The 22,344-nt window shown below is 66.3% G+C and carries 23 protein-coding genes and 1 tRNA gene; 17 read left to right on the forward strand and 7 right to left on the reverse strand.

The window, feature by feature from the left end; genetic code table 11:
• Positions 1–28 precede the first annotated feature (28 nt).
• The 4 genes from ACLF6J_RS01210 to ACLF6J_RS01225 are packed head-to-tail and all read left to right on the forward strand — an operon-like array spanning position 29 to position 3,002.
• Positions 29–550, forward strand: a complete 522-nt coding sequence (locus ACLF6J_RS01210) for an RNA polymerase sigma factor (RefSeq protein WP_047519953.1) — start codon at positions 29–31, stop codon at positions 548–550.
• A complete protein-coding gene (locus tag ACLF6J_RS01215; protein ID WP_134351385.1) occupies positions 550–1,530 on the forward strand; it encodes a hypothetical protein in 981 nt (326 codons plus the stop codon). The genes ACLF6J_RS01210 and ACLF6J_RS01215 overlap by 1 nt, the downstream gene beginning before the upstream one ends.
• On the forward strand, positions 1,527–2,000 hold the full coding sequence (locus tag ACLF6J_RS01220) for a hypothetical protein (RefSeq protein WP_134351383.1): 474 nt from the start codon (positions 1,527–1,529) through the stop codon (positions 1,998–2,000). Before ACLF6J_RS01215 ends, ACLF6J_RS01220 begins: the two co-directional genes overlap by 4 nt.
• A 12-nt stretch (positions 2,001–2,012) precedes the next feature.
• Positions 2,013–3,002, forward strand: coding sequence for an NADP-dependent oxidoreductase (locus tag ACLF6J_RS01225; protein ID WP_208526466.1), 990 nt, complete (start codon positions 2,013–2,015; stop codon positions 3,000–3,002).
• Here the strand turns inward: ACLF6J_RS01225 and ACLF6J_RS01230 are convergent.
• Entirely contained in the window at positions 2,974–3,621 is a 648-nt protein-coding gene (locus ACLF6J_RS01230) for a hypothetical protein (protein WP_134351381.1), read from the reverse strand. The two genes, ACLF6J_RS01225 and ACLF6J_RS01230, sit on opposite strands and share 29 nt — an antisense overlap.
• Positions 3,622–3,815: 194 nt before the next feature.
• Here ACLF6J_RS01230 and leuA point away from each other — a divergent pair, with 194 nt between their 5' ends.
• The gene (gene leuA / locus ACLF6J_RS01235; protein WP_131491189.1) at positions 3,816–5,570 is read left to right on the forward strand and encodes a 2-isopropylmalate synthase; all 1,755 of its coding nucleotides are present in this window, start codon (positions 3,816–3,818) and stop codon (positions 5,568–5,570) included.
• 97 nt (positions 5,571–5,667) lie between these two features.
• Here leuA and ACLF6J_RS01240 read toward each other — a convergent pair whose 3' ends face one another.
• Positions 5,668–6,366, reverse strand: a complete 699-nt coding sequence (locus ACLF6J_RS01240) for a trimeric intracellular cation channel family protein (protein ID WP_047520132.1) — start codon at positions 6,364–6,366, stop codon at positions 5,668–5,670.
• A gap of 34 nt (positions 6,367–6,400) precedes the next feature.
• Here ACLF6J_RS01240 and recO point away from each other — a divergent pair, with 34 nt between their 5' ends.
• Positions 6,401–7,144 (forward strand): DNA repair protein RecO, encoded by a 744-nt coding sequence (gene recO, locus ACLF6J_RS01245; RefSeq protein ID WP_134351379.1) that lies wholly within the window; start codon positions 6,401–6,403, stop codon positions 7,142–7,144.
• A complete protein-coding gene (locus tag ACLF6J_RS01250) occupies positions 7,141–7,944 on the forward strand; it encodes an isoprenyl transferase (RefSeq protein ID WP_131491188.1) in 804 nt (267 codons plus the stop codon). Before recO ends, ACLF6J_RS01250 begins: the two co-directional genes overlap by 4 nt.
• Here ACLF6J_RS01250 and ACLF6J_RS01255 read toward each other — a convergent pair.
• Positions 7,884–8,495, reverse strand: coding sequence for an AAA family ATPase (locus ACLF6J_RS01255; RefSeq protein ID WP_134351377.1), 612 nt, complete (start codon positions 8,493–8,495; stop codon positions 7,884–7,886). The two genes, ACLF6J_RS01250 and ACLF6J_RS01255, sit on opposite strands and share 61 nt — an antisense overlap.
• A 69-nt stretch (positions 8,496–8,564) precedes the next feature.
• Between ACLF6J_RS01255 and ACLF6J_RS01260 the strand changes: the two genes are divergently transcribed.
• Positions 8,565–9,251, forward strand: coding sequence for a DsbA family oxidoreductase (locus tag ACLF6J_RS01260; RefSeq protein ID WP_047519972.1), 687 nt, complete (start codon positions 8,565–8,567; stop codon positions 9,249–9,251).
• Here ACLF6J_RS01260 and ACLF6J_RS01265 read toward each other — a convergent pair.
• Complete coding sequence (locus ACLF6J_RS01265) at positions 9,248–9,742, reverse strand: glutathione peroxidase (protein WP_421076805.1); 495 nt, start codon at positions 9,740–9,742, stop codon at positions 9,248–9,250. The genes ACLF6J_RS01260 and ACLF6J_RS01265 overlap by 4 nt on opposite strands.
• Positions 9,743–9,801: 59 nt before the next feature.
• Between ACLF6J_RS01265 and dusB the strand changes: the two genes are divergently transcribed.
• From dusB to ACLF6J_RS01305, 8 genes are all read left to right on the forward strand, one after another.
• Positions 9,802–10,953: a tRNA dihydrouridine synthase DusB gene (gene dusB, locus ACLF6J_RS01270; protein WP_134351375.1), complete on the forward strand. Its 1,152-nt coding sequence runs from the start codon at positions 9,802–9,804 to the stop codon at positions 10,951–10,953.
• Positions 10,943–12,328, forward strand: a complete 1,386-nt coding sequence (locus ACLF6J_RS01275) for a deoxyguanosinetriphosphate triphosphohydrolase (protein ID WP_131491185.1) — start codon at positions 10,943–10,945, stop codon at positions 12,326–12,328. Before dusB ends, ACLF6J_RS01275 begins: the two co-directional genes overlap by 11 nt.
• The gene (gene dnaG / locus ACLF6J_RS01280) at positions 12,328–14,190 is read left to right on the forward strand and encodes a DNA primase (protein ID WP_134351373.1); all 1,863 of its coding nucleotides are present in this window, start codon (positions 12,328–12,330) and stop codon (positions 14,188–14,190) included. The genes ACLF6J_RS01275 and dnaG overlap by 1 nt, the downstream gene beginning before the upstream one ends.
• A gap of 36 nt (positions 14,191–14,226) precedes the next feature.
• Positions 14,227–15,000, forward strand: coding sequence for an ATP-binding cassette domain-containing protein (locus ACLF6J_RS01285; RefSeq protein WP_047519982.1), 774 nt, complete (start codon positions 14,227–14,229; stop codon positions 14,998–15,000).
• A 96-nt stretch (positions 15,001–15,096) separates the two neighbouring features.
• Positions 15,097–15,172, forward strand: a tRNA-Asn gene (locus tag ACLF6J_RS01290).
• A gap of 239 nt (positions 15,173–15,411) precedes the next feature.
• Positions 15,412–16,194 (forward strand): hypothetical protein, encoded by a 783-nt coding sequence (locus ACLF6J_RS01295; RefSeq protein WP_134353835.1) that lies wholly within the window; start codon positions 15,412–15,414, stop codon positions 16,192–16,194.
• 344 nt (positions 16,195–16,538) lie between these two features.
• A complete protein-coding gene (locus tag ACLF6J_RS01300; protein WP_134353834.1) occupies positions 16,539–18,290 on the forward strand; it encodes a GmrSD restriction endonuclease domain-containing protein in 1,752 nt (583 codons plus the stop codon).
• Between the two features lie 87 nt (positions 18,291–18,377).
• Positions 18,378–18,656, forward strand: a complete 279-nt coding sequence (locus ACLF6J_RS01305; protein WP_166804729.1) for a DUF3892 domain-containing protein — start codon at positions 18,378–18,380, stop codon at positions 18,654–18,656.
• Positions 18,657–19,303: 647 nt separating this feature from the next.
• On the opposite strand, the gene ACLF6J_RS01310 is transcribed toward ACLF6J_RS01305, so the two are convergent.
• Both ACLF6J_RS01310 and def read right to left on the reverse strand, forming a co-directional pair.
• A complete protein-coding gene (locus tag ACLF6J_RS01310; RefSeq protein WP_134353832.1) occupies positions 19,304–19,792 on the reverse strand; it encodes a septum formation family protein in 489 nt (162 codons plus the stop codon).
• A 5-nt stretch (positions 19,793–19,797) separates the two neighbouring features.
• Entirely contained in the window at positions 19,798–20,364 is a 567-nt protein-coding gene (gene def, locus ACLF6J_RS01315; protein WP_131491181.1) for a peptide deformylase, read from the reverse strand.
• A 61-nt stretch (positions 20,365–20,425) separates the two neighbouring features.
• On the opposite strand from def, the gene ACLF6J_RS01320 reads away from it, so the two are divergent.
• Complete coding sequence (locus ACLF6J_RS01320; protein ID WP_134354026.1) at positions 20,426–21,535, forward strand: DMT family transporter; 1,110 nt, start codon at positions 20,426–20,428, stop codon at positions 21,533–21,535.
• A gap of 26 nt (positions 21,536–21,561) precedes the next feature.
• On the opposite strand, the gene pgl is transcribed toward ACLF6J_RS01320, so the two are convergent.
• Entirely contained in the window at positions 21,562–22,341 is a 780-nt protein-coding gene (gene pgl, locus ACLF6J_RS01325; protein WP_194239242.1) for a 6-phosphogluconolactonase, read from the reverse strand.
• Positions 22,342–22,344: the final 3 nt, after the last annotated feature.

Genomic DNA, 22,344 nt, shown 5'->3' on the forward strand with positions numbered 1-22,344 from the left:
CGGCGGGAAGGCCGCCGACCCCGGCGACATGAACGCGCGCAGCGAAGACCCGAATCCGCTGCGCGACGAGGTCTTCATCCGAGTGTTCGATGAGCACTGGGCAGCTGTGCGGCACCACATCGAAGGTGTCGTCGCGGATGACCAGGAAGTCACCGAGATCGTCTCGGAGGTCTTCCTGAGCGCGTGGACCCGGCTCCGGCCTGCTCGTCCACCCGGCCGGGTCTGGTTGCTCCGCGTCGCCGACCGGCACCTGCGTGCGCGTGTCGGACCGAAGTCGATGCCGCACAGTGCGCTCGAGGCCGTGCATCAGGGGGTCTTCGGGGAGGACGAGGAATCCGGCCGACAGGGTCGTTTCGAAGTCATCCGTGCTTTGGGTGTCCTCACTCAGGAACAACGGCGTATCATCATGCTGACGTACTGGGATGGACTCGCGGTGGGGGAGATCGCGCAGTTGTTGCGCGCTTCCGAGTTCCGCGTGCGGAAGAGGCTGAGCCGAGCACAGGATCGCCTGCGTGCGGAGCTGGGCCTGGGAGGGGGTGATGACGGGTGATGACGCAGAACGCGGTGCTCGAGCGCATGCTGACCGACGCCGACCCTGCTTCCACGCCTCGTGACGCGTCGCCGGATGTACGGGCACTCGCGACCCGCGATCGCATCCTCCGCACGACGCGTGCTCCGAAACGACGTCGCGCGCGCACGCTCGGGTGGGCCGGCGGTCTCACCGCGGTCGCGGCGTCCGCGGCTCTGGCGTTCGCCGTCTTCGCACCGCAGGGTGCCGCCGTCGCCGGAACGCCGTCGCCGCTCGACTTCAGCGGCTCGTCGACCGTCGCCCAGATCGTCGATGAGGCGGGCGTCGCCCTCGCGAACTCGACGGGACCTTCGATTCCTTCGCGCACGGTCAGGACGGCCTCGTGGGGATTCTCGGTCGAGGTCGACACCAAGACCACGACCGTCGTCCCCCAACTGTCGACGCTCACCTGGGAGCCCGACGGCTCCGGACGGATGATCATCATCGCGGGTGTTCCGTACGATCCGGAAGACGCGGTCGCCAGCAATGGGGCCGAGGTCACCAGCAGCGGCGAGGTCGTCACCGATCTGATCATGGGAGAAGGCGACTTCGAGACCCCGTGGAAGACGGTTCCCGGCGAGACCGGCGAGGACATGGTCGCCATGCTCCGCGCGTTCGGCATGCCGGAGGATCCGACGGCCTTCGACGTGGAGACGGCGATGACCACGGCGCTCGACCAGTGGACGCTGACCGACGCGCAGCACGAGGAACTGCTCGTTCTGCTCGCGGAGACGGGCGGCGGCGAAGCTCTCGGGACGACGACGGATCGACTGGGCCGACCGGTGTCCGGCATCCGCGTCCTGTCACCGGACGGGTCCGTGAGCGACCTGATCCTGGTGTCGCGCGAGACCGGTCGGATCGTCGGCATCGAACGCACGGTGCTGAAGGACGACGGGGTGTTCTCCGCGGGCGCCATCATCTCCTACCGGATGTGGGACCTCGATGCGGACACCGTCCGATGAAGCTCCGCACCGTGCTGGCGGCCGTCCTGTTCGGCGCCGTCCTGGCGTGGGGAGCGGTGCCGATCATGGCTTCGGCGCGCGATGATCATGACGTCGATCCGCTGGTCGCGGCGATACTCGACGACGTCCCCGGTGGTGTGATCGTCGATGCGACTCACGCCGTGTGGCCGGCGCTGGACATGGCTCTGAGCGTGCCGTCGGTATCGGACCTGACGGCGCGCTCCGTCGGGAGCTGTGCGACCGGCAGGTTCTGCGCATACAACGCGCTCTCCCTGGCCGGAGCGTCGCTCTCCTTCGGAGGCTGCGGAGTCAGCACCGTGCCGCCGAGCTTCACCGTGCGGTCCGTGGCGAATGCGCGCAGTGCCGGATACGTCTACGCACGCAACGGTGCCACCGTGTTGAAGACGGTGAGCGCCGGAAACTGGGCGAATGTGTCCGGTGCCGTGAACAACCTTCGCTGCGCCGCCTGAGCGAGTCCGCCGATGTCGACGTCGAAGAAGATGCTCGAAGCACGACACTGGGTCGCGACTTCGTGGGGCTCGCCCGAGGCATGGGAGTTCACCGACGTCAGCCTTCCGCCGCCGATGGCGGGTGAGGTGACGATCCGTGTGCGCGCAGCGGGGGTGAACCCGGCCGACGCGAAACACGTCGCCGCGGCGAGGTCCGACTCCGCTCTTCCGGTCCCGATCGGCTACGAGGTCTCCGGTGAGATCATCGCGATCGGACCGGACACGCGGATCGGCTCCGGGACCGCGTCGGAGGGCGATGAGGTCGTGGCTTTCCGGGTGCGGGGCGGATACGCGACGGCACTCACCGTTCCCGCAGAGAAGGTGTTCGCGAAACCGTCGACCCTCTCGCATCCGGAGGCGGCGAACCTGCTGCTCGTGGGCACCACGGCCGCCGAGATGCTCGCGGTCACCGGGGCGACGCCAGGGGAGACCATCCTCCTCCACGGTGCCTCAGGCGCGGTCGGGGTGAGCGTCCTGCAACAGGCCCGGCTGCGAGGCATCCGTGTCATCGGCACGGCGAGCGAGGACCGCTTCGATGAGGTGACCCGATTCGGCGGCATACCTGTCCGCTACGGCACGGGGCTCGCCGATCGCGTGAGAGAGGTGGCGGCGGGGCCCATCTCGGCGGCACTCGATGCTGTCGGTACGGACGAGGCCGTGGACGTGTCGCTCGCTCTCGTGTCCGCCCCTCGCCGCATCGTCACGATCGCGGCCCCCGGTCGCGCCGCGGCCGCAGGGTTCCTCGCGATCGCGGGTTCCCTGCCGGCCAGTGCCCGCTTCCGCGACGAGGTGCGGCGAGAGCTGATCGCGCTGGCCCAGAACGGCGACCTCGTGGTGCCCCTCGCGCAGACCTTCCCGCTCGAGGGAGCCCAAGACGCCCACCGCCTCTTGGCGACGGGACACCCCGGAGGGAAGCTGGCTCTGATCCCGGAGGTCAGTCGGTCTCGCGAAGTGCGGAGCTGACGACCACCACTCCTTCTCCGTACTCGGCGTCCATCGCTTCCTGGATCGCGCCGTCATCCCAGACGACCTGTACCCAGACATATCCGCGATCCGTCCCGACCGTGACCGCTTCCGTGCCGAGGCGTGCCGCGATGTCGTCTTGGACCCGTGCGAGCTCATCCTCGGGAGTCGCGCCGTCGACTCCTCCCGTCGGATCCTCCGGAGCGATCGAGTCGTACAGTGCGGCCATGATCGGCGGATCGGTCAGGGTGAGTCGCTCGCCGTCGTAGGTGGCGTACACCGCATAGTCGCCCCAGGTCGTCTCGCCGCTGTCGTCGCTGCCTTCGACGCCGTCCCAGGTCCAGCCGTCCAACGGCACGCCGTGGCACTGCGGCGGGTAGGACTCCATGATCGCCCCCAGGCACAACTGCACGTCCCCGCTCGCGTCCAGCACCATGCCCACCCCGACCACACGCCCCTCCGGCGGCACGGGGTGCGCCTCTTCCAGCCGTTGATCGGACGGAACCGTGGTGTTCGTGGGTGCCGCCGCGGGTCCGGGGACGAACGCGCAACCGCCGAGGAACAGGAGACCGACGGCGGATACCGCGGCGAGGGCCAGAGGACGTAGCGATGTGCTCATGTGCGGGAAGTGTCGCGCGGCGCGCAATCGTCTCAGATTCGTCGAAGTGGAGGCGTGTTCCCTGCTAGCATGACGACATGCCTTTCGGCGGTCTGCTTCTTCTTAGCTGCCGCGACGAGTCCTCAAGCTAGGGCCTCCCTCGTCGCGGCGCTTGTGTTGGCCCGTTCATTTTGACGAAGAGAAGAAGCCCCATCATGCAGAACACTCAGCGCCCGTCCGCGATGCCGATCCACAAGTATCGGCCGTTCCACGAGCAGATCAACGTCCACCTGCCCGACCGCACCTGGCCGGACGCCCGAATCACCGAGGCTCCCCGCTGGTGCGCCGTCGACCTCCGCGACGGCAACCAGGCTCTGATCGACCCGATGTCGCCGGAGCGCAAGCGGGTCATGTTCGAGCTGCTCGTGAGCATGGGCTACAAGGAGATCGAGGTCGGTTTCCCGTCGGCGAGCCAGACCGACTTCGATTTCGTCCGTCAGCTCATCGAAGAGAACCTGATCCCGGACGATGTGACCATCCAGGTGCTGACCCAGGCCCGCGAGCACCTCATCGAGCGCACCTATGAGTCGATCGCCGGTGCGAAGCAGGCCATCGTGCACCTCTACAACTCCACGAGCGTGCTGCAGCGCGAGGTCGTCTTCCGCACCGACAAGCAGGGCATCATCGACATCGCGCTCGAAGGAGCGCGCCTGTGTCGGAAGTTCGAGAAGACGATCCCCGACACGAAGGTGTACTACGAGTACTCGCCCGAGAGCTACACGGGTACTGAGCTCGAGTTCGCGGTCGACATCTGCAACCAGGTCATCGAGGTGTTCGAGCCGACGGCGGACCGCAAGGTGATCATCAACCTGCCGGCCACCGTCGAGATGGCTTCTCCGAACGTCTACGCCGACTCCATCGAGTGGATGAGCCGGCACCTGAACCACCGCGAGAACGTCATCCTCTCCCTGCACCCGCATAATGACCGCGGCACCGCGATCGCGGCCGCGGAGCTCGGCTACATGGCCGGTGCCGACCGCATCGAGGGATGCCTGTTCGGCAACGGCGAGCGCACGGGCAACGTCGACATCGTGGCTCTGGGGATCAACCTCTTCACGCAGGGCATCGACCCGCAGATCGACTTCAGCGACATCGACCAGGTCAAGCGCACGGTCGAATACTGCAACCAGCTCCCCGTGCCGGAGCGCAGCCCGTGGGCCGGCGACCTGGTCTTCACCGCCTTCAGCGGATCGCACCAGGATGCGATCAAGAAGGGCTTCGAGGCGATGGAGGCGCGGGCGACCGCCGAGGGCGTGACGGTCGACGAGATCGAGTGGGCCGTTCCTTATCTGCCGGTCGACCCGAAGGACCTCGGACGTTCGTACGAGGCGGTCATCCGCGTCAATTCGCAGTCCGGCAAGGGCGGAGTCGCCTACCTGCTGAAGTCGGACCACGCGATCGACCTGCCGCGCAAGCTGCAGATCGAGTTCTCGGGGGTCGTGCAGGCCAAGACCGATGCCGAAGGCGGTGAAGTCACGTCCGACCAGATCTGGTCGATCTTCAACGACGAGTATCTGCCTGCCGATGACTCGACGGCCAAGTGGGGGCGCTTTGAGCTGCTCGCCACGCAGACCCGCAGCGACATGTCGGGTGACGTCGTGCTCGATGTCGTCCTGCGTGACGATGACGAACAGGTGGCCGTGTCGGGGAACGGCAACGGACCTGTGGCCGCCTTCGTCGAGGTGTTGCGCGGCCAGGGCTTCGACATCACGGTGTACGACTATGTCGAGCACGCTCTCAGCGCGGGCGGAGACGCGCAGGCTGCGGCCTACGTCGAGTTGCAGGTCGGCGACCAGCGGCTGTGGGGTGTCGGTATCGACGGCGATATCTCGACGGCGTCGCTCAAGGCGATCGTGTCGGGTGTGAACCGTTCGATCCGCACTCGTCAGCACGAGCTCGCAGCGGTCTGATCTCCGACGTGGAACGCCCCCGGCCTTGTACCGGGGGCGTTTCGCATTCGGATCACTCTGATCGTCTGCTGCCGCGCCGCATCCCGGAAGCCGAGGTTCAGAGGTCGGCGCTGGGCTTCACGATCGCGATCGCACCCGTCTCCGCGGCGACCTTGCGTCGGTAGATGCGGCGCTGCTCCGGGAGGGAGACGTCGAAGGTGACGGCGAGGACGCGGATGACGGCGGTGACCGCGATCCCGATGATCGCCGCGAGCGTGATCGGCATCCCCAGTGCGACGGCGATCACGATGAAGGTGCACCCCGCGCCGGCGGCCACCGCATAGAGGGATCCGACGTGCATGATCGCGGTCGGCAGCCCCATGAGCATGTCGCGCAGGACGCTTCCGCCCACCGCGGCGCAGACCCCGATGAACACGGCCGGGACCTCGGGGATCCCGAACGCGAGAGCCTTGCTCGTCCCGAACGCGCCGAACATTCCGATCACGACGGCGTCGAGGACCACGATCGCGGTGTTCAGCCGGGTGAAGAGGCCGGCGAGCAGCATCCCGAAGAGGGCCGCACCACCGGCCGTGACGAGGTACCACTGGTTCTGCAGAGTCGCGGGCGTCTGCCCGAGCAGGATGTCGCGGATCAGACCGCCGCCCATCCCGATCATGATCCCGATGATGGCGACACCGAGCCAGTCGAGCCGTCGTTGGCCCTGGAACCCCGAGGCGAACATCGCACCCTGGACCCCGCCCAGGCCGACGCCGAGCAGGTCCGCCCACAGCGGAATGATGAAGAGCGGTTCGGTCACGCGTCCATTCTCGCGCACGGAGGATAATCGAAGGGTGCCCACCTATCGAGACGAAGCGGTGATCCTGCGCACCCACAAACTCGGTGAGGCGGATCGCATCGTCACGCTGCTCTCCCGACGTCACGGCAAGATCCGTGCGGTGGCGAAGGGGGTGCGCCGCACCTCGTCGAAGTTCGGCGCCAAGCTCGAGCCGTTCATGGTGGCCGACGTGCAGCTCTACCAGGGACGCTCCCTCGACATCGTGCAGCAGGCCGAGTCGCTCGGCTCCTACGGTGCGGACATCGCGGCGCACTACGACCGCTTCACCGCGGCGAACGCCATGGTGGAGACGGCCGACCGGCTGAGCGATGCCGAAGCGACCTCCGACCAGTACCTGCTCCTCGTCGGCGGACTGCGTGCTCTGTCGCGCGGCGAACACGGAGCACGGAGCATCCTCGACTCTTACCTGTTGCGGGTGATGTCCCTGTCGGGGTGGGCGCCGTCCCTCGACGAGTGCGCCCGATGCGGCGTCCCCGGCCCGCATGCGCGGTTCGTCGCACAGCTGGGCGGAGTGGTGTGCGAGAACTGCGCCCCGGCGGGAAGCCCGCGCGTCGCCGAGAGGACGCTGGCGCTGCTCCGCTCCCTCCTCGCGGGGGAGTGGGACGTGATCGATGCCGCTTCGCACGCCGACACGGCCGCAGCCTCCGGCCTCGTCTCCGCTTATGCCCAATGGCACCTGGAGCGCGGCATCCGCTCGCTCGCGCATGTGTCCGACATCCCCTCCGAAGGAGCACGGTGACTCCCAAGCCGTACACGCACAAAGACGCCGTTCCGTATCGTCCCTTGGACTGGACCGGTGTGTATCCTCCCGCTTTCGCGGCGGTGCCGGAGCACGTGGCGATCGTGATGGACGGCAACGGTCGATGGGCGAATCGCCGGGGGCTCAATCGCATCGAAGGCCACAAGGCAGGGGAGGAGGTGCTCCTCGACGTGGTCGCCGGTGCGATCCAGGCCGGCGTGAAGCACCTCTCGGTGTACGCCTTCTCGACGGAGAACTGGGCGCGTTCCCCCGAAGAGGTCCGCTTCCTCATGGGATACAACCGTGACGTGCTGCACCGGCGACGCGATCAGCTGAACGAGTGGGGCGTGCGCATCCGGTGGGCGGGGCGCAAGCCGAGGCTCTGGGGAAGTGTCATCAAGGAGCTGCAGTACGCCGAGCAGCTGACCCGTGGCAACGACGTCCTCACCCTCACGATGTGCGTGAACTACGGCGGAAGGGTGGAGCTGGTCGACGCGATGCGAGCCATCGCCGAGGATGTCGCTGCCGGACGTGTGAAGCCGAAGGCGATCAGCGAGAAGATGGTCCGCCGCCACCTGTATGTGCCCGACATGCCGGACGTCGACCTGTTCCTGCGCAGCTCCGGGGAACAGCGCACCTCGAACTTCCTGCTCTGGGAGTCGGCGTATGCCGAGATGGTGTTCCTCGACACGCTCTGGCCGGACTTCTCCCGGGAGGAGCTGTGGCGGGCGATCGGGATCTACGTGGCGCGCGACCGTCGCTTCGGGGGCGCGATCGACACCCCCGACGCCTCAGCCTGAGAGCGCAGCCACCGCTCCGTCTCCCGCGGATGACGCAGCCGGACGATCGTGAGGTGGGGAAAGTCGTCCTGCAACGCGGGGAAGCGCTCGGCCCACTTGTGGAGCGTGGCCGTCTGCCACGCGAGGATGTTCTTCTCGGGATCGCGGCTGAGCATGTTCCACCGCCCCTTCTCGCGGTTGCCGTTCCAGAGCTCTCGTCGCAGGGCGCCGCGGGCCAGGGTGCGTCTGATCAGACGTCTGCGCACCACGGGATACGGATAGTCGAGCCAGATCGCGAGCTGCGCGCGCGGGGTGAGGACGGCATCCGTGCCCTTGCTCGTGTACTGCCACTCGGTGATCCAGCGGTTGTCCGAAGCGAAGGCGCGTACGTCGTCGAGGAACTCCGGCCTCGGAGTCCAGCCCGGCCCATGGAACAGCCCGTCGATCTCGACGTGACGAAGGTCCCACATCTCCGCCATGCGACCTGCCAGTGTGGTCTTCCCCGACCCGGACACCCCGGCCACCAGCACCCTCTTCGGGCGGAAGGGGAGCGGGTCGTCCACGAAGAGCATCCGAGAATCCTATCCGCCGGTCCCCGCAGCAGCGGAATAGCTCACAGGCGCATGCGGTTGGATGAAAGTGTGACTGAACCCATCTCCATCGACATCTGGTCCGACATCGCCTGCCCCTGGTGCTACATCGGCAAGCGCAACCTCGAGAAGGGTCTCGAAGCCGTAGCTGCCGACGCGGACGCGCCGCAGGTCGACATCACGTTCCACTCGTTCGAGCTCTCACCCGACACCCCCGTCGACTTCGACGGGGACGAGATCGACTTCCTCGCCGGCCACAAGGGCATGCCCCGCGACCAGGTCGAGCAGATGCTGGCGAACGTGACCGGTGTCGCCGCCGACGCGGGGCTCCAGTACCGCTTCGATCTGCTGCAGCACACCAACACGGTGAAGGCGCACGAGCTGCTCCACTTCGCGAAGGCCGAGGGGTTGCAGCACGAGATGGAGGAGCGGCTCATGTCCGCCTACTTCACCGAGGGCAAGCATGTCGGGCGCATCGACGATCTCGTCGCGCTCGCGGTCGAGGTCGGTCTCGACGCCGACCGTGCTCGTGCGGCGCTGGAGAGTGAGCAGTACCTGCCCGCCGTGCGTCAGGACCAGGCTCAGGCGCGCGCCTACGGCATCCAAGGGGTGCCGTTCTTCGTCGTTGACGGCCAGTACGGCATCAGCGGTGCGCAGCCGCCGGCCGCGTTCGAGAACGTCCTTCGCGATCTCTGGGCGAAGCGCGGGGAGACCGAGGCGGAGGCCGCCGCGGTCTAGCGGGGCAGCGCCGCTTCGATCGCGCTGACGATCTCGGGGGCGTCCGGCTTCTGCTTCGGACGGAAGCGCAGGACGTCCCCGTCCGGCAGCACGAGGAACTTCTCGAAGTTCCACTCCACCCGTCCGGCCTTCCCGCCGGCATCGAGGGTCTCCTTGAGCGCCTTGTAGAGCTCGGCGGCGTTCTTGCCGTTCACCTTGACCTTGTCGGTGACAGGGAAGCTCACGCCGTAGGTGGTCGAGCAGAACTCGAGGATCTCATCGACCGAACCCGGCTCCTGACCGAAGAACTGGTTGCACGGGAACCCGACCACGGTGAACCCGCGGTCACCATAGAGACGCTGCAATTCCTCGAGCTGTTCGTACTGGGGCGTGAGGCCGCACTTCGACGCGACGTTCACCACCAGCACCACATCGGCGCCGAGATCGTCGAGCGTCTTCTGCTCGCCCTTCGCGTCGGTGAACGGGATCGTGCGGAGCGAGGATTCGGTCATATCCACAGCTTAGATCGCCGCATCCCTCCCGGCTCCGCGTCTGGGAGAATAGAGACGACATGACTCTCGCCACCACCGCCCGCCCCCTTCGCATCGGTCCGATCGATCTCGACGTGCCGGTCGTCCTCGCACCCATGGCGGGGATCACGAACACCGCATTCCGACGTCTGTGCCGTGAGTACGGAGCCGGACTCTATGTGAGCGAGATGATCACCTCGCGCGCACTCGTCGAACGCAACGACACGACGATGCGACTCATCAGGCACCACGAGTCCGAGACCCCGCGCTCCATCCAGCTCTACGGCGTCGACCCGAAGACCATCGCGGAAGCGGTGCGCATCATCGTCGCCGAAGACCACGCCGATCACATCGACCTCAACTTCGGGTGTCCCGTGCCGAAGGTCACCCGTCGCGGCGGGGGAGCGGCGTTGCCCTGGAAGTCGAAGCTGTTCGCAGACATCGTCGATCAGGCCGTCAAAGCCGCCGGGGACGTGCCTCTCACCGTCAAGATGCGAAAGGGCATCGACAAGGATCACCTGACGTTCCTCGATGCCGGTCGAGCCGCCGAGGATGCCGGCGCGGCTGCCGTCGCGCTGCACGCGCGCACCGCGGGGGAGTTCTACTCCGGACACGCAGACTGGAACGCCATCGGTGAGCTGAAGCAGGCCGTCACCAGCATCCCGGTGCTCGGCAACGGCGACATCTGGTCGGCCGCCGACGCCGTGCGGATGATGGCCCAGACCGACTGCGACGGGGTCGTGGTCGGTCGCGGTTGTCTCGGACGCCCGTGGCTGTTCGGCGAACTCGCCACGGCATTCGGGGGCGAGGGAAAGGTCGTCGACGCGACGCTCGGCTTCGTGGCGGACGCCTTCCGCCGACATGCCGAACTGCTCGTCGAGTTCTTCGAGGACGAGGACCGGGGCTGCCGGGATGTGCGCAAGCATGTGTCGTGGTACTTCAAGGGGTATCCGGTCGGTGGGGACATCCGGACGGGACTCGCCACCGCGTCGAGCCTGGCGGAGATCGACGAGCTGCTCGGACGGCTCGATCACACGGCGCCGTACCCCGGCGCGGACGCGGAGGGCCAGCGCGGACGCGCAGGACACCCCAAGCGCACGGCGCTGCCCGACAAGTGGTTGGAGTCGCGCGAGCTCGCGTCCTCCGCCTCGGAGATGATGCGTGGAGCGGAGATCGAGAACAGTGGCGGCTGACTCCCCGGTCGGGCTTCGCGCCGACGGCTACGATGCGCGCGACGCCGAGCGCTTCTTCGCCGAGACCCATCGATCCGAGCGCAACGACTTCGCCAGAGACCGCGCGCGCGTGCTGCACTCCGCCGCGCTGCGCCGTCTCGCCGCCAAGACGCAGGTGCTGAGCCCCGCGAGCACGGCGGACTTCGCGCGCAACCGACTGACCCACTCGCTCGAGGTGGCCCAGGTCGGACGGGAACTCGCGGTGGCACTCGGCGTCTCCGCGGATGTCGTCGATACCGCGTGTCTCAGCCACGATCTGGGGCACCCTCCGTTCGGTCACAACGGAGAACGTGCACTCAACGAGTGGGCCGAGCACATCGGCGGCTTCGAGGGCAACGCGCAGTCGCTGCGCATCCTCACCCGGCTCGAGGCGAAGGTCCTCGACGATGACGACCGCTCCGTCGGCCTGAACCTGACCCGTGCGAGCCTCGACGCGACGTGCAAGTATCCGTGGACGGTGGACAGCCCCGTGCCGGATCCCGGGGGCCGCCTGAAGTTCGGCGTGTATCCCGAGGACGAGGCCGTCTTCCGCTGGATGCGCGAAGGGGCGCCCGGTCGGCTGCGCTGCATCGAGGCGGAGATCATGGATCTCTCCGACGACATCGCCTACTCGGTGCATGATTTCGAGGACGCGATCGTCAACGGCTACGTCGATGTCGCCCAGCTCGCAGACCCCCTCGCCCACGACGCCCTCGTCGGACGCATCCAGCAGTGGGTCGGATACGACTTCACCAGGGACGAACTCGCCGATGCCCTGTATCGCCTGGCATCCCAGCCGATGTGGCTCGCGTCGTTCGACCGTTCCCGTCAGGCTCTCGCCCGCCTGAAGAACCTGACGAGCGACCTGATCGGCCGATTCGCCCGCGCGTCTGTCTCCGCCACCAAAGACGCGTACGGTTCGACCGCACTCGTGCGCTACAACGCGCACGTGATCGTGCCGCGGGTGGTCGAGGTCGAGATCGCTGTCCTGAAGGGGATCATGGGCCAGGCGATCGTGACGATCGAAGCGCGAAAAGGTGTCTACAAGGAGCAGCGGCGGGTGCTGAAGCGTCTCGCCGACGCGCTCTGGTCGACGGATGCGCTGTGGTCCGCCGGTTCGGACGTTCTCGAGCCCGCATTCGCCGCGGACTTCGTGGCGGCCGAGGACGATGCCCAGCGCGCGAGGGTCGTGGTCGATCAGATCGCCAGCCTCACCGACCAGAGCGCGATCGACTGGCACAATCGCCTGGTCGGGGAGATCGATCCGGCCGAGGTCGGCATCTGGACCCCGCGTCACGCACGACCCGGTGCGCGCGCGCACGCCGAGCGGCGGCCCGTCGCCGAAGGGGCGCACTGATGCCACGCATCCGGCAGGCCGACGTCGACGAGGTCAAGGCGCGCACGAACATCGCGGACATCGTCGGTGAGCGGGTCGCTCTCAAGTCGGCCGGCGTGGGATCGCTCAAGGGCCTGTGCCCGTTCCACGATGAGAAGAGCCCCAGCTTTCACGTGCGTCAACAGGTGGGCTACTACCACTGCTTCGGCTGCGGCGAGTCGGGCGATGTCTACTCGTTCCTGCGCGAGATGGATCACATCAGCTTCACTGAGGCCGTCGAGCGCCTGGCCGGACGCATCGGATACACCCTGCACTACGAAGACGGGGGAGCGGCCCCGGAGACGAGCGGTCGAAGTCGCCTCTACGCGGCGAACACGGCGGCGGCGGAGTTCTTCCGGGCGCAGCTGCTGTCGCCGGACGCCGAGGCCGGCCGTCGCTTCCTGGGAGAACGCGGATTCGACGCCGGTGCCGCCGCGCACTTCGGAGTGGGGTTCGCGCCGCGCGGGTGGGACGGGATGCTCAAGGCCCTCACGGCGCAGGGGTTCACCCGCGAGGAACTCAGCACGGCAGGACTCGTCTCGACCGGACAGCGGGGGGTCTACGATCGGTTCCGCGGGCGTCTGGTGTGGCCCATCCGCGACGTCTCCGGTCAGACGATCGGATTCGGCGCGCGCAAGCTCTTCGATGACGACAACGGGCCCAAATACCTGAACACCCCGGAGACCCCGATCTACAAGAAGGCGCAGGTCCTCTACGGACTCGACCTCGCGAAGCGGGACATCGCGCGGGGCGATCCTCGACGTGTCGTGGTGGTCGAAGGCTACACCGACGTGATGGCGTGCCACCTGGCCGGTCTCACGACGGCCATCGCGACCTGTGGCACGGCGTTCGGCACCGAGCACATCAAGGTGCTGCGTCGTGTGATGGGCGACGACAACGCCTCGGGGGAGGTCGTGTTCACGTTCGACGGCGACGAGGCCGGTCAGAAGGCGGCGCTGCGTGCGTTCACCGAGGACGATCGATTCAACGCACAGACCTTCGTCGCGGTCGCACCGGATGGGCTCGACCCGTGCGATCTGCGACTCCAGCGGGGCGACGCCGCCGTGCGCGGACTGATGGACAAGAAGCAGCCGATGTTCGAGTTCGCGATCGACCGCAAGCTGGCCGGCTTCGACCTCGGCACGGTGGAAGGACGCGTCGGTGCTCTTCGTGCCGCGGCACCGATCGTGGCGGAGATCCGCGACCGGCTTCTGCGCCCGGGCTACGAACGGGTCCTGGCACGCCGGCTCGGGATGGATCCGACCGAGGTGCGCAGCGAGGTCGAGCGCGCGGCCCGCGGTGCCTCGATGGCTCCGCCGGTGCGTCGGGAGGCTCCGCAGCAGGTCGATGGCGTGACGGGTGCGCCCGTGATGGCGCCGGTCACTCTGGCGACTCTGCCGCGCAGCCCCGATGTGGCCGTCGAGCGCGACGCCCTGATGGGCGCCCTGCAGTACGGGCATCAGGTCGACCAGGCGCTGCTGAGCAGGGCACTGGCCGTGCCGTTCCGCACTCCGGGGCTGGACGCGGTGCGCGAAGCCGTGGTGGGGGCGCCGGATCGGACGAGGGCGGGCTGGGTGACGGAGGCGGTGAACGCGGTGCGTGAGCCGTATCGTTCGCTCGCCGGTGAACTGCTGATGACTCCGTTCCCTGCGCGCGACGAGGAGCGGGCCGTCGCGACCGTTTCAGACCTGGCCCGCAGACTCGTGCTGCGCCAGCTCGAGTCCGAGAAGCAGGAACTCCTCGGGGCGGTGCAGCGTGTGCCCGCAGACTCCGACGGAGGACGTGCGCTGCGCATGCGCCTGCGCGACATCGACGCCGAGCGTCAACGCTTCGCCGAGTCGTAACCCCGCGCGGCATCGCGCAGCGGGCAGGATGGAGACATGTCCCGCAAGCCCGAACCCACGAACGCCATCGATTGCTCCGATCTGGTGATCGACCGGATCGGTCATGGCATGCCGACGCGGGCCGTCGACGGTGTCACGTTCTCGCTCGCGCCCGGGGAGCTCATCTGCGTCGCGGGGCCGACCGGATCCGGGAAGTCGACGCTGGTGGCGGCCCTCGCCGGCTCCACCGATCCCTCGGTGAAGGTCGTCGGGGGCAGCGCGCAGGTGTGTGGGGTGGACGTCCGCCGCCCCGGACGTAAGCACCGGATCCTCACCTATCGCGCCGGTTTCGTCCCCCAAGGGGCGGGCGCCGATCTTCCGCCGCGCCTGACGGTCAACGAGGTGATCGCCGAACCGATCCTGATCCGCGAACGGCGGGTCAACACCAAGGCTCTGTCGATCCGCGTGGCCACGCTGCTGGACGAACTCCACCTTCCGCTCGGGACGGCGGCGAAGTTCCCCTATGAGCTCAGCGCCGGTATGCGCCAGCGCGTGGCGATCGCCCGATCCTTCGTCCTCGAGCCGCGGGTGCTCATCGCGGATGAGGTGCTCGCCAACCTCGACCTCGAGGTCCGCCCCGTGGTCTTCGATGCGATCACCCGTCGCCGCAAGGAACAGTCGATGGCGGCGCTGCTCGTCACCAACGACGCGGACTTCATCCGCGAACTGAACGCCGAGACTCTCATGCTCCGTGGCGGTCATGTGGTCGCCCGCGGTGTCGGCCGGGATCTGCTCTGGGTGCCGAACGCGGAGTCGGATTCGCGGCGCTGACGCCGACACGCCCGGCATACGCGAACGGCGCCCCGGTGTCATGAACTACGTCGGGAGTTTGCTAAGCTTGTCGAGTTGCCCGCGCAGCGGGCGCATTCCTCGGTAGCTCAATTGGCAGAGCAGCCGGCTGTTAACCGGCAGGTTCTTGGTTCGAGTCCAAGCCGGGGAGCCAATGAAAAGGCCCGGAAATCCTGAGCAAGATCAGGTTCCGGGCCTTCTCCCCTTTCGTTGGTCAGTGTCCGCGATCAGCGCGAAATCAGCGCTCTTGTTTCGGCCGTGGCACCCTCAGCAAGTACTGATGTCAGCGCCATCCGGCAAGATGAGAACATGCAATGGCGATCACGACGTTCTGACCCGGGCGACCTGGCCGCGCTTCACGCCGGAGTCCCGTCCTGGATGCTTCGACCGCTAGTGATCTGGGTCACCCACGTTATGCAACTTCGGCTGACCAGCTACGGCTCGCTGGATGGCGGTCACGAGATCGACGTGGAGTTGCTCCAAGAGTTCGAGACGGCAACGCGGCGGTCCAAGTCGTTGCTTCCTATACTGCGCCAGTCCAACGTCCCGGGTCTGTATGAGGCGATGGGAGTAGAGGAGTTTTTGGACTTCGTTGATTTCTTGGTTTTCCATACGCAGCGCCTCGGGTGGGAGGCGAAGGAATATCGTGATGCGCTGGAACTGTTGCTTCGAGACTCAGGCTCTGAATGGACTGTGGGTGAGAGGGACGGTCATACCTCTCTAGAGAAGCGAGTGCCCGAGGGGGTCGTGGTCGCAGCCGATGCTGTGATGGCTAGCGCGGGTGACGCCGGGGCGTTGCTGGCTGAGGCATGGCATTCTGCTTTCGGGAGATCACCAGACACCGAAGAGGCGTACGAGAAAGCGATCAAAGCTGTCGAGGAAGCGGGCGTGCACATCGTGGCGCCCAACAACAAGAAGGCTACGCTCGGCACGGTCGTGCGCGATATGAAGGCGCAAACGGACTGGAGGCTCGATATCCCCGCTCCAGATGCTGATGTGCCAGTCAAGATGGCTGAGGCGTTGTGGATTGGGCAAGAGAGTCGCCACGGAGGCAACGGGTATCGCAAGCCGACACAGGCTGAGGCTGAGGCGGCAGTCCTACTTGCCGTGCCTCTCGTGCAATGGTTCAGCTCCGGAGGTCTAGCTAGACGGCCCGTCGGGGGCGCAGAAGCGTAACGTTTGCGTCGTCCGCGTCCATGTAGGCGCTTGGTGGCGATGAGCACGCTGGTGTAGAAGTGTCGCAGATCGTGCCATGAGAATGAGTCCAGTCCGAGCGGTACCAACGCCTTCCGCTTGAAGTAGTAGCGCTTGAGAGACTCGACGTCGAACGGCCGGTCGTGGTCCAGCCCGCTCGGATGACCCTTCGCTCCGGGGTGACGCCCCGGCCAGAGTTGTACGCCAGCGTCGTGGGCGTAGGGTGTCAGTAAAGCTATTATCCCTTTGTGTGGGGGGAGCGGAACAGTGTTCGGGAGTCCGCGGCGCGGGCCGATTGAACCGCGTCGGGCTGGCATACTTCCACTATGCCTACTCTCGACCCAGCCCCGCGGAGCATCCAGTCTGTGTACAACTGGCACGCAGCGGGAGAGCTCTTCGTGAACCGCCGGTACCAGCGAAAGCTCGTGTGGACTCAGGTCGAGAAGCAGAAACTGATCGAATCGATCCAGAACCAGTACCCCGTACCGGCGATATTGCTGGCGGAGCGAGACGAAGGCGGCTACGAGATCATCGACGGGCTTCAGCGTCTCTCCACGATCATCTCGTTTATCGAAAACGGGTTCTCCGCGCTGGACGGGCGATACTTCGACATCTCGCACTTCACCGGCGCTCAAGTTCGTGTCGATGAGGGCCTTGTCGAGTCCAAGCAAGACGCTGAGAAGCTCAGCCAACGCGAGGTCGGCACGTTCTTGGACTATGTCATGGCGATCACGGTGATGCGCGACGCATCCGAGGCTGAGATCGATGACGTTTTCCAGCGCATCAATACCTACGGACACCGCCTCAGCGATCAGGAGAGGCGCCAGTCCGGCGTTCAGAATGAATTCGCGACCACTGTGCGCGAGCTTGCCACCACGATGCGGGGCGATGTCTCGACCGATGTGCTGCCGCTGTCAGAGATGCCCTCGATCAGCATCGATCTACCGATGACCAAACACGGCTACCTCGTGCAGGCGGAGGACGTCTTCTGGGTCAAGCATGGAATTCTGAGATCGACTGACCTGCGTGACTCGCTCGACGAGCAGTACATCGCCGACATCCTGGCTTCCGTCGCAGGCGGAACGATCGTCGAACGGTCAAAGGCCGCGCTAGACGAGATATATGACGCGGGGTCGACAGAGAGTACGAGGATTGAGGACGCGCTCCAGGTATACGGCGTGGACACCTTCTCGGATGAGTTTAAGTTCTGCATCGAAGAGATCGAAAAGGTTTGCTCGACGGGATCGCACACTAAGCTCCGCGACTTGCTCTTCACTTCGCCCAACACGAACGGGTTTCCTTCCGTCTTCGCCATCCTGTTCTTCGCTTTCCACGAACTTCTCGTTAAGGGTAATAACGTTATTGCCGACTACGCGGGCCTCAAGACGGGGCTGACCGGAATGGCAGTCCACGTCTCAGCGAAGGCCACGAGTACTGAGAAGCGCGTCCAGAAGGTCAACCTCGTGAAGGGCCTGATCCAGCCACACCTTGTTCCGGGTAAGGCCACCAACATCTACGGCAGCCAGGCCGTAGCCGACATCGACGGTCTGATCCAGCGTTCGCAGATCGAGCTCCCTCATTACGAGCTGAAACAGGGCGTGCTGACGCTGGCACCGAGCGGACGCGCCCTTGATGCAGGGATGATACCGAAGCTAGTTCGTACCATTTGCGCAATCGCAAACAATGGCCCGACCGCGGGCGCTATCGTTCTGGGCGTGGCGGATAAGTCCTCCGACGCGGACAAGATCAAGACTCTCGATGGAACCGAACCGCGAAAGGTCGGCCCTCGGTATGTTGTTGGGGTTGATCGGGAGGCCACATTCCTCGGGGAGCAGGTGGAGGACTACTTCAGTCGTATCAAGGATGAGATCAGAAACTCCTTACTGAGCGAGCCTCTCAAGTCCGATGTCCTCGCCTCAATCGACTACAACAACTATTACGGTCTCGGCGTCATTGTTATTGGCGTCCCGCCTCAGCGGGGCCCGGCGTCTGTCGGAGATGAGTTTTACTACCGAAGCGCGGATCAGACCACGCGGGCGACGGGTGCGGACATAGTCGCGATTACCCAGCGTTTCTGATTCCTGGACAACTTCGACTTGCAGTGTCGGTGGCCTGTGAAACGATAATCGAAGGCCGCGATGGGCGCGGCAGGACTGGGGACGAAGATGTCAATTCAGATCACTCATGTGCGTTACGGGAGCACGCGAAAGTCGGAAGACGAGATCGTTCGATACAAGTGGCGTAGCAACGAAACGAGTGAGAGTGGCGAGAACGACAAGCCCAGCCTCGTGGCGTGGGTCGAAGACGATGGCAAAGCGTATGTTGGGAGCGGCAGCGGGCGATCTCTGGTGGGCGTGGTGAAGCCAAGCAATGGCCAGCCGTATCTCCGCACCTACGCCGACGGGCAGTGGAACAACAACCTTCTGAGCCTGCCCACGTTCTAGCGGCAGGTCGCCCGGGTAGAGCGACCTCTCGACGCAGAACGCCCCGCCTCCGCTAGATCAGAAGGATCGGGGCGTTCTACGTGGTGAGAGACGCGCGCAGTGCGAAGAACGGCACTTCGTCGATGAATGCCGCAATCACAAGACCTTGATAGGCTCGGAAGCTCGTTCAGTCGGTCATAGGCCTTGCGAAGTGCTCGGCGGACATCGATCCGGCCGATGATGTTGACCTCGTCCAGCTGTTCCGACGCCGTAATCTCGTGCCACTGCTTCTGTGTGGTCAGGTCGTTGGAATCCATGGTGTGTCCCTTCGTCGGTGCCGCTTGGTGCGGCGCGTGACAACGATTCCAAGCCGGTCAAACGAGAGCGCGATTCAGCGCTCATTCAGCGCTCATTCAGCGCTACTGTTTGGGAACGATCGCTCGCGAGGGCTCCCGTCGGTTGCCGACAGTCGCCCTCGATTCCCCGAAATCACGTGGAGAGCGGGGAGCAATCGCTAGTCTTCGGGAACAGGCGAGAGCCACACGACCTGCCTGTTAACCGGCAGGTTCTTGGTTCGAGTCCAAGCCGGGGAGCCAATGACGAAAGCCCCCTCTTCGGAGGGGGCTTTCGTCATTCCCACGGGCGCTCTGCGCACCCGGTGCGGAGGGTCAGCGGGCCGCGCCCTCGAGCGTTCCTTCGACCGGGCCGGCCGGATCGGCGAGCAGGCAGGAGAGCACGCGTCCGTCGGGCTGGTCCCAGGTCTCGGCCGTGGGGGGGATCAGATAGACGATGAGTGCCGACTCCTCTCGCGCGACCCCGACGAAATCGGTGAACGCCTCACCCACGCACTCCGTCGTGTACGCGTCGACCGTTTCGACGCTGAAGTCCTCCTCCCGCACGGTGACCTGGTGGAAGACCTCTTCATCGTGCGGTTCGTCGCACGGCACGACCTCGGCGTCCTCGGGCATCCCGGAGGCGGCTTCGAGGCGGCAATCGCCGACCTGCACGGCAGGAGTCGTGACGTTTCCGGTCTCCGCGCCGTCCGCCGTCGAGCTCGGCTCCGGTGCGGAGGCGGATCCACCACAACCGGTCAGAACGACCGAGAGGGTCAGGGCGCCGGTGGCGAGGAACAGGGAGAGTCCGGGATGTAGCTTCATTCGGGTCATCCTTCGAGGTCGTCCACGCCGGGCATCCAACTCGCGCCCGGGCGTCCCCATCCACGCTTGCGTGCGATCTTCTGCACGGTCTTCCAGTCCCCGTCGGAGAGGCGATCCACGTAGAGGATGCCGTCGAGGTGGTCGAACTCGTGTTGCATGATGCGGGCACGCCATCCGTCCACGTCGATCGAGACAGGCTGCCCGTCGAGGTCGGTCGCTGTGACGCGGACGCGCTCGGAGCGTCGAAGCGGGAACCGCTCGCCGGGGAAAGACAGGCAGCCCTCCGACTCCAGCTCCGGGTCGGGGTCGCCCGGCTCCAGGGGAACCATCCAGAGCTCCGGATTGATGAGCACGCCGCGCCAGGGCTCGTCGTCGTCGTCGACGTAGGCATACGTGTAGATGCGCAGGGGCACACCGACCTGAGGCGCGGCGAGCCCGACGCCCGGGGCGGTGTCCATCGTCTCGAACATGTCCTCGACGAGGGTGCGGATCTCGTCCGTGATCTCGTCGACGGGTGAAGCGGGGGAGTGCAGGACGGGGTCGCCCATGATGCGAATCGGTAGTACAGCCACGTCACAACCCTAGTCGGCACGATGCGGCAGGTAGGCTCATATCGTGACTGCTGGGGTGTGGATGAACGCGGTGGAAGACGTCGGCGACCAGCTCGTCGGCGCCTTTCAGAACCCCGGTCTGCTTCTGGGGATCCCTCTCGCCCTCGCCGGCGCCGTCTTCATGTCGCTGGGAGCGCAGTATCAGCACCGCGGCGTGGAGAAGGTCGAGCGTCTCAGCGGCTCCGACGGCGCGTCAGGACTCAGCTTCGACCAGATCCGACGCCTGCTGACGCGGCCGTCGTGGCTCATCGGCACGCTGATGCTCGGGCTCGCCGTCGTCTGCCAGCTCGCGGCTTTGGTGAAGGCTCCGCTGATCGTCGTCCAGCCCCTCGGGGCGATCGCTCTCGTGATCACGACCCTCCTGAATGCGCGGGTCTCCGGTCACGCTCCGACGAAACAGTCGCTCACCGCCATCGTGTGCTGCGTCGGCGGCATCTTCCTCTTCGTCTTCTTCGCGGCGATCTATGCGACCGAGCAGGAGGTGACCGATCGTGAGCTCTTCGTGATCCTCGCTCTGCTCCTGGTGGTCATCATCATCCTCGGCGGCGGCTGGCTCATCCTCCGGCACCGCATGCGTGCACTGTTCTACGTGATCGGCGCCGGCGTGCTCTACGGCTTCGTCGCCACGCTCGCGAAGGTCGTCATCAAGCGCATCGAGGCCGGGCAGTTCGAGTGGATCACGGCGATCTGCGTGCTCGCGCTCGTCTCCGCAGCAGCCGTCGGTGGCTACTTCGTGCAGACCGCGTACAGCTCGGGTCCGCCCGACCTCGTCATCGCCGGGCTCACGGTCGTCGATCCGCTCGTCGCCGTCGTCATCGGCATGGTCGTCCTCGGCGAAGCCGCGGCAGCTCCCCCCTGGGTGATGGCGATCTTCGTGATCGCGGGCGCCATCGCGGTGTGGGGAGTCGTCGGGCTCGCCCGTTACCACCCGCAGGTACTCAGCGAGAGCCAGGAACTGGGGATCGCGCGCGGCAGCACCTCGCCGGAAACGTCCCAGACCACACCGGCGGCTGCCGGCACGTCCGTGCCCCCTCCGGCCTCTCCCGGTACCCCCGGGGCCACGGATCGTCCGGACAACCCGGAGGATCCGCGCGAGCAGCCGTGGCGTTCCGGTTCGCCGGAACAGCCCTAGAGCGGCACCCTAGCCGCGATGTCCGTTCAGTACGCCTGATCGATGAGGTCGGGGGAGACCTCGGCGGCGGCGGCCTCGTCCACGAAGAACACCGTGCGCTTGCGTCCCTTGGCGCCGGCGGCGGGCACGCTCGTGTAGCTGGCGCCTGCGAGGGCCAGACCCAGGGCAGAGGCCTTGTCTGCGCCGGTCAGCACCAGCCAGACGCGCTTCGACGAGTTCAGCACCGGACGGGTGAGCGTCACACGCTCCGGCGGCGGCTTGGGCGAGTCACGGACGGCGAGCACCGCGGCATCCGTGACCGTGACCTCGTCGCGGTCGGGGAAGAGCGAGGCGACGTGGCCGTCAGGTCCCACTCCGAGGAAGCACACGGCGAAGGACGGCCATGCGTGGTCTTCGGTGCCGAAGCGGGCGAGCTCCGCCGCATAGGCTGCGGCAGACTCGTCCAGAGTGAGCCCGGTGTCGGGGCCGGCCACCTCATGCACGTTCTCGGCGGGTACCGGGATGTGGTCGAGCAGAGCCTGCCGCGACTGCAGGGAATTGCGGTCGGCGTCATCGCGCGGAACGAATCGCTCGTCACCCCACCAGAAGTGCACCAGCGACCAGTCGATCTCGGCCGACCGAGGGTCTTCCAGGGTCGCGCGCAACACCGCTCCACCCATCGATCCGCCGGTCAGGGCGATGTGGGCCAGACGACCGTTCCTCGTACGCGCGCGGACACGCGTCAGGAATCGATCGGCGACACGGTGGGCGAGGGCGGCAGGTGTGGATTCCACCACGACCCGCTTCTCTGCGGATGATACCTGCATCGA

It is taken from the genome of Microbacterium sp. IO18 (assembly GCF_049099505.1).
Classification (GTDB): Bacteria; Actinomycetota; Actinomycetes; order Actinomycetales; family Microbacteriaceae; genus Microbacterium; species Microbacterium aurugineum.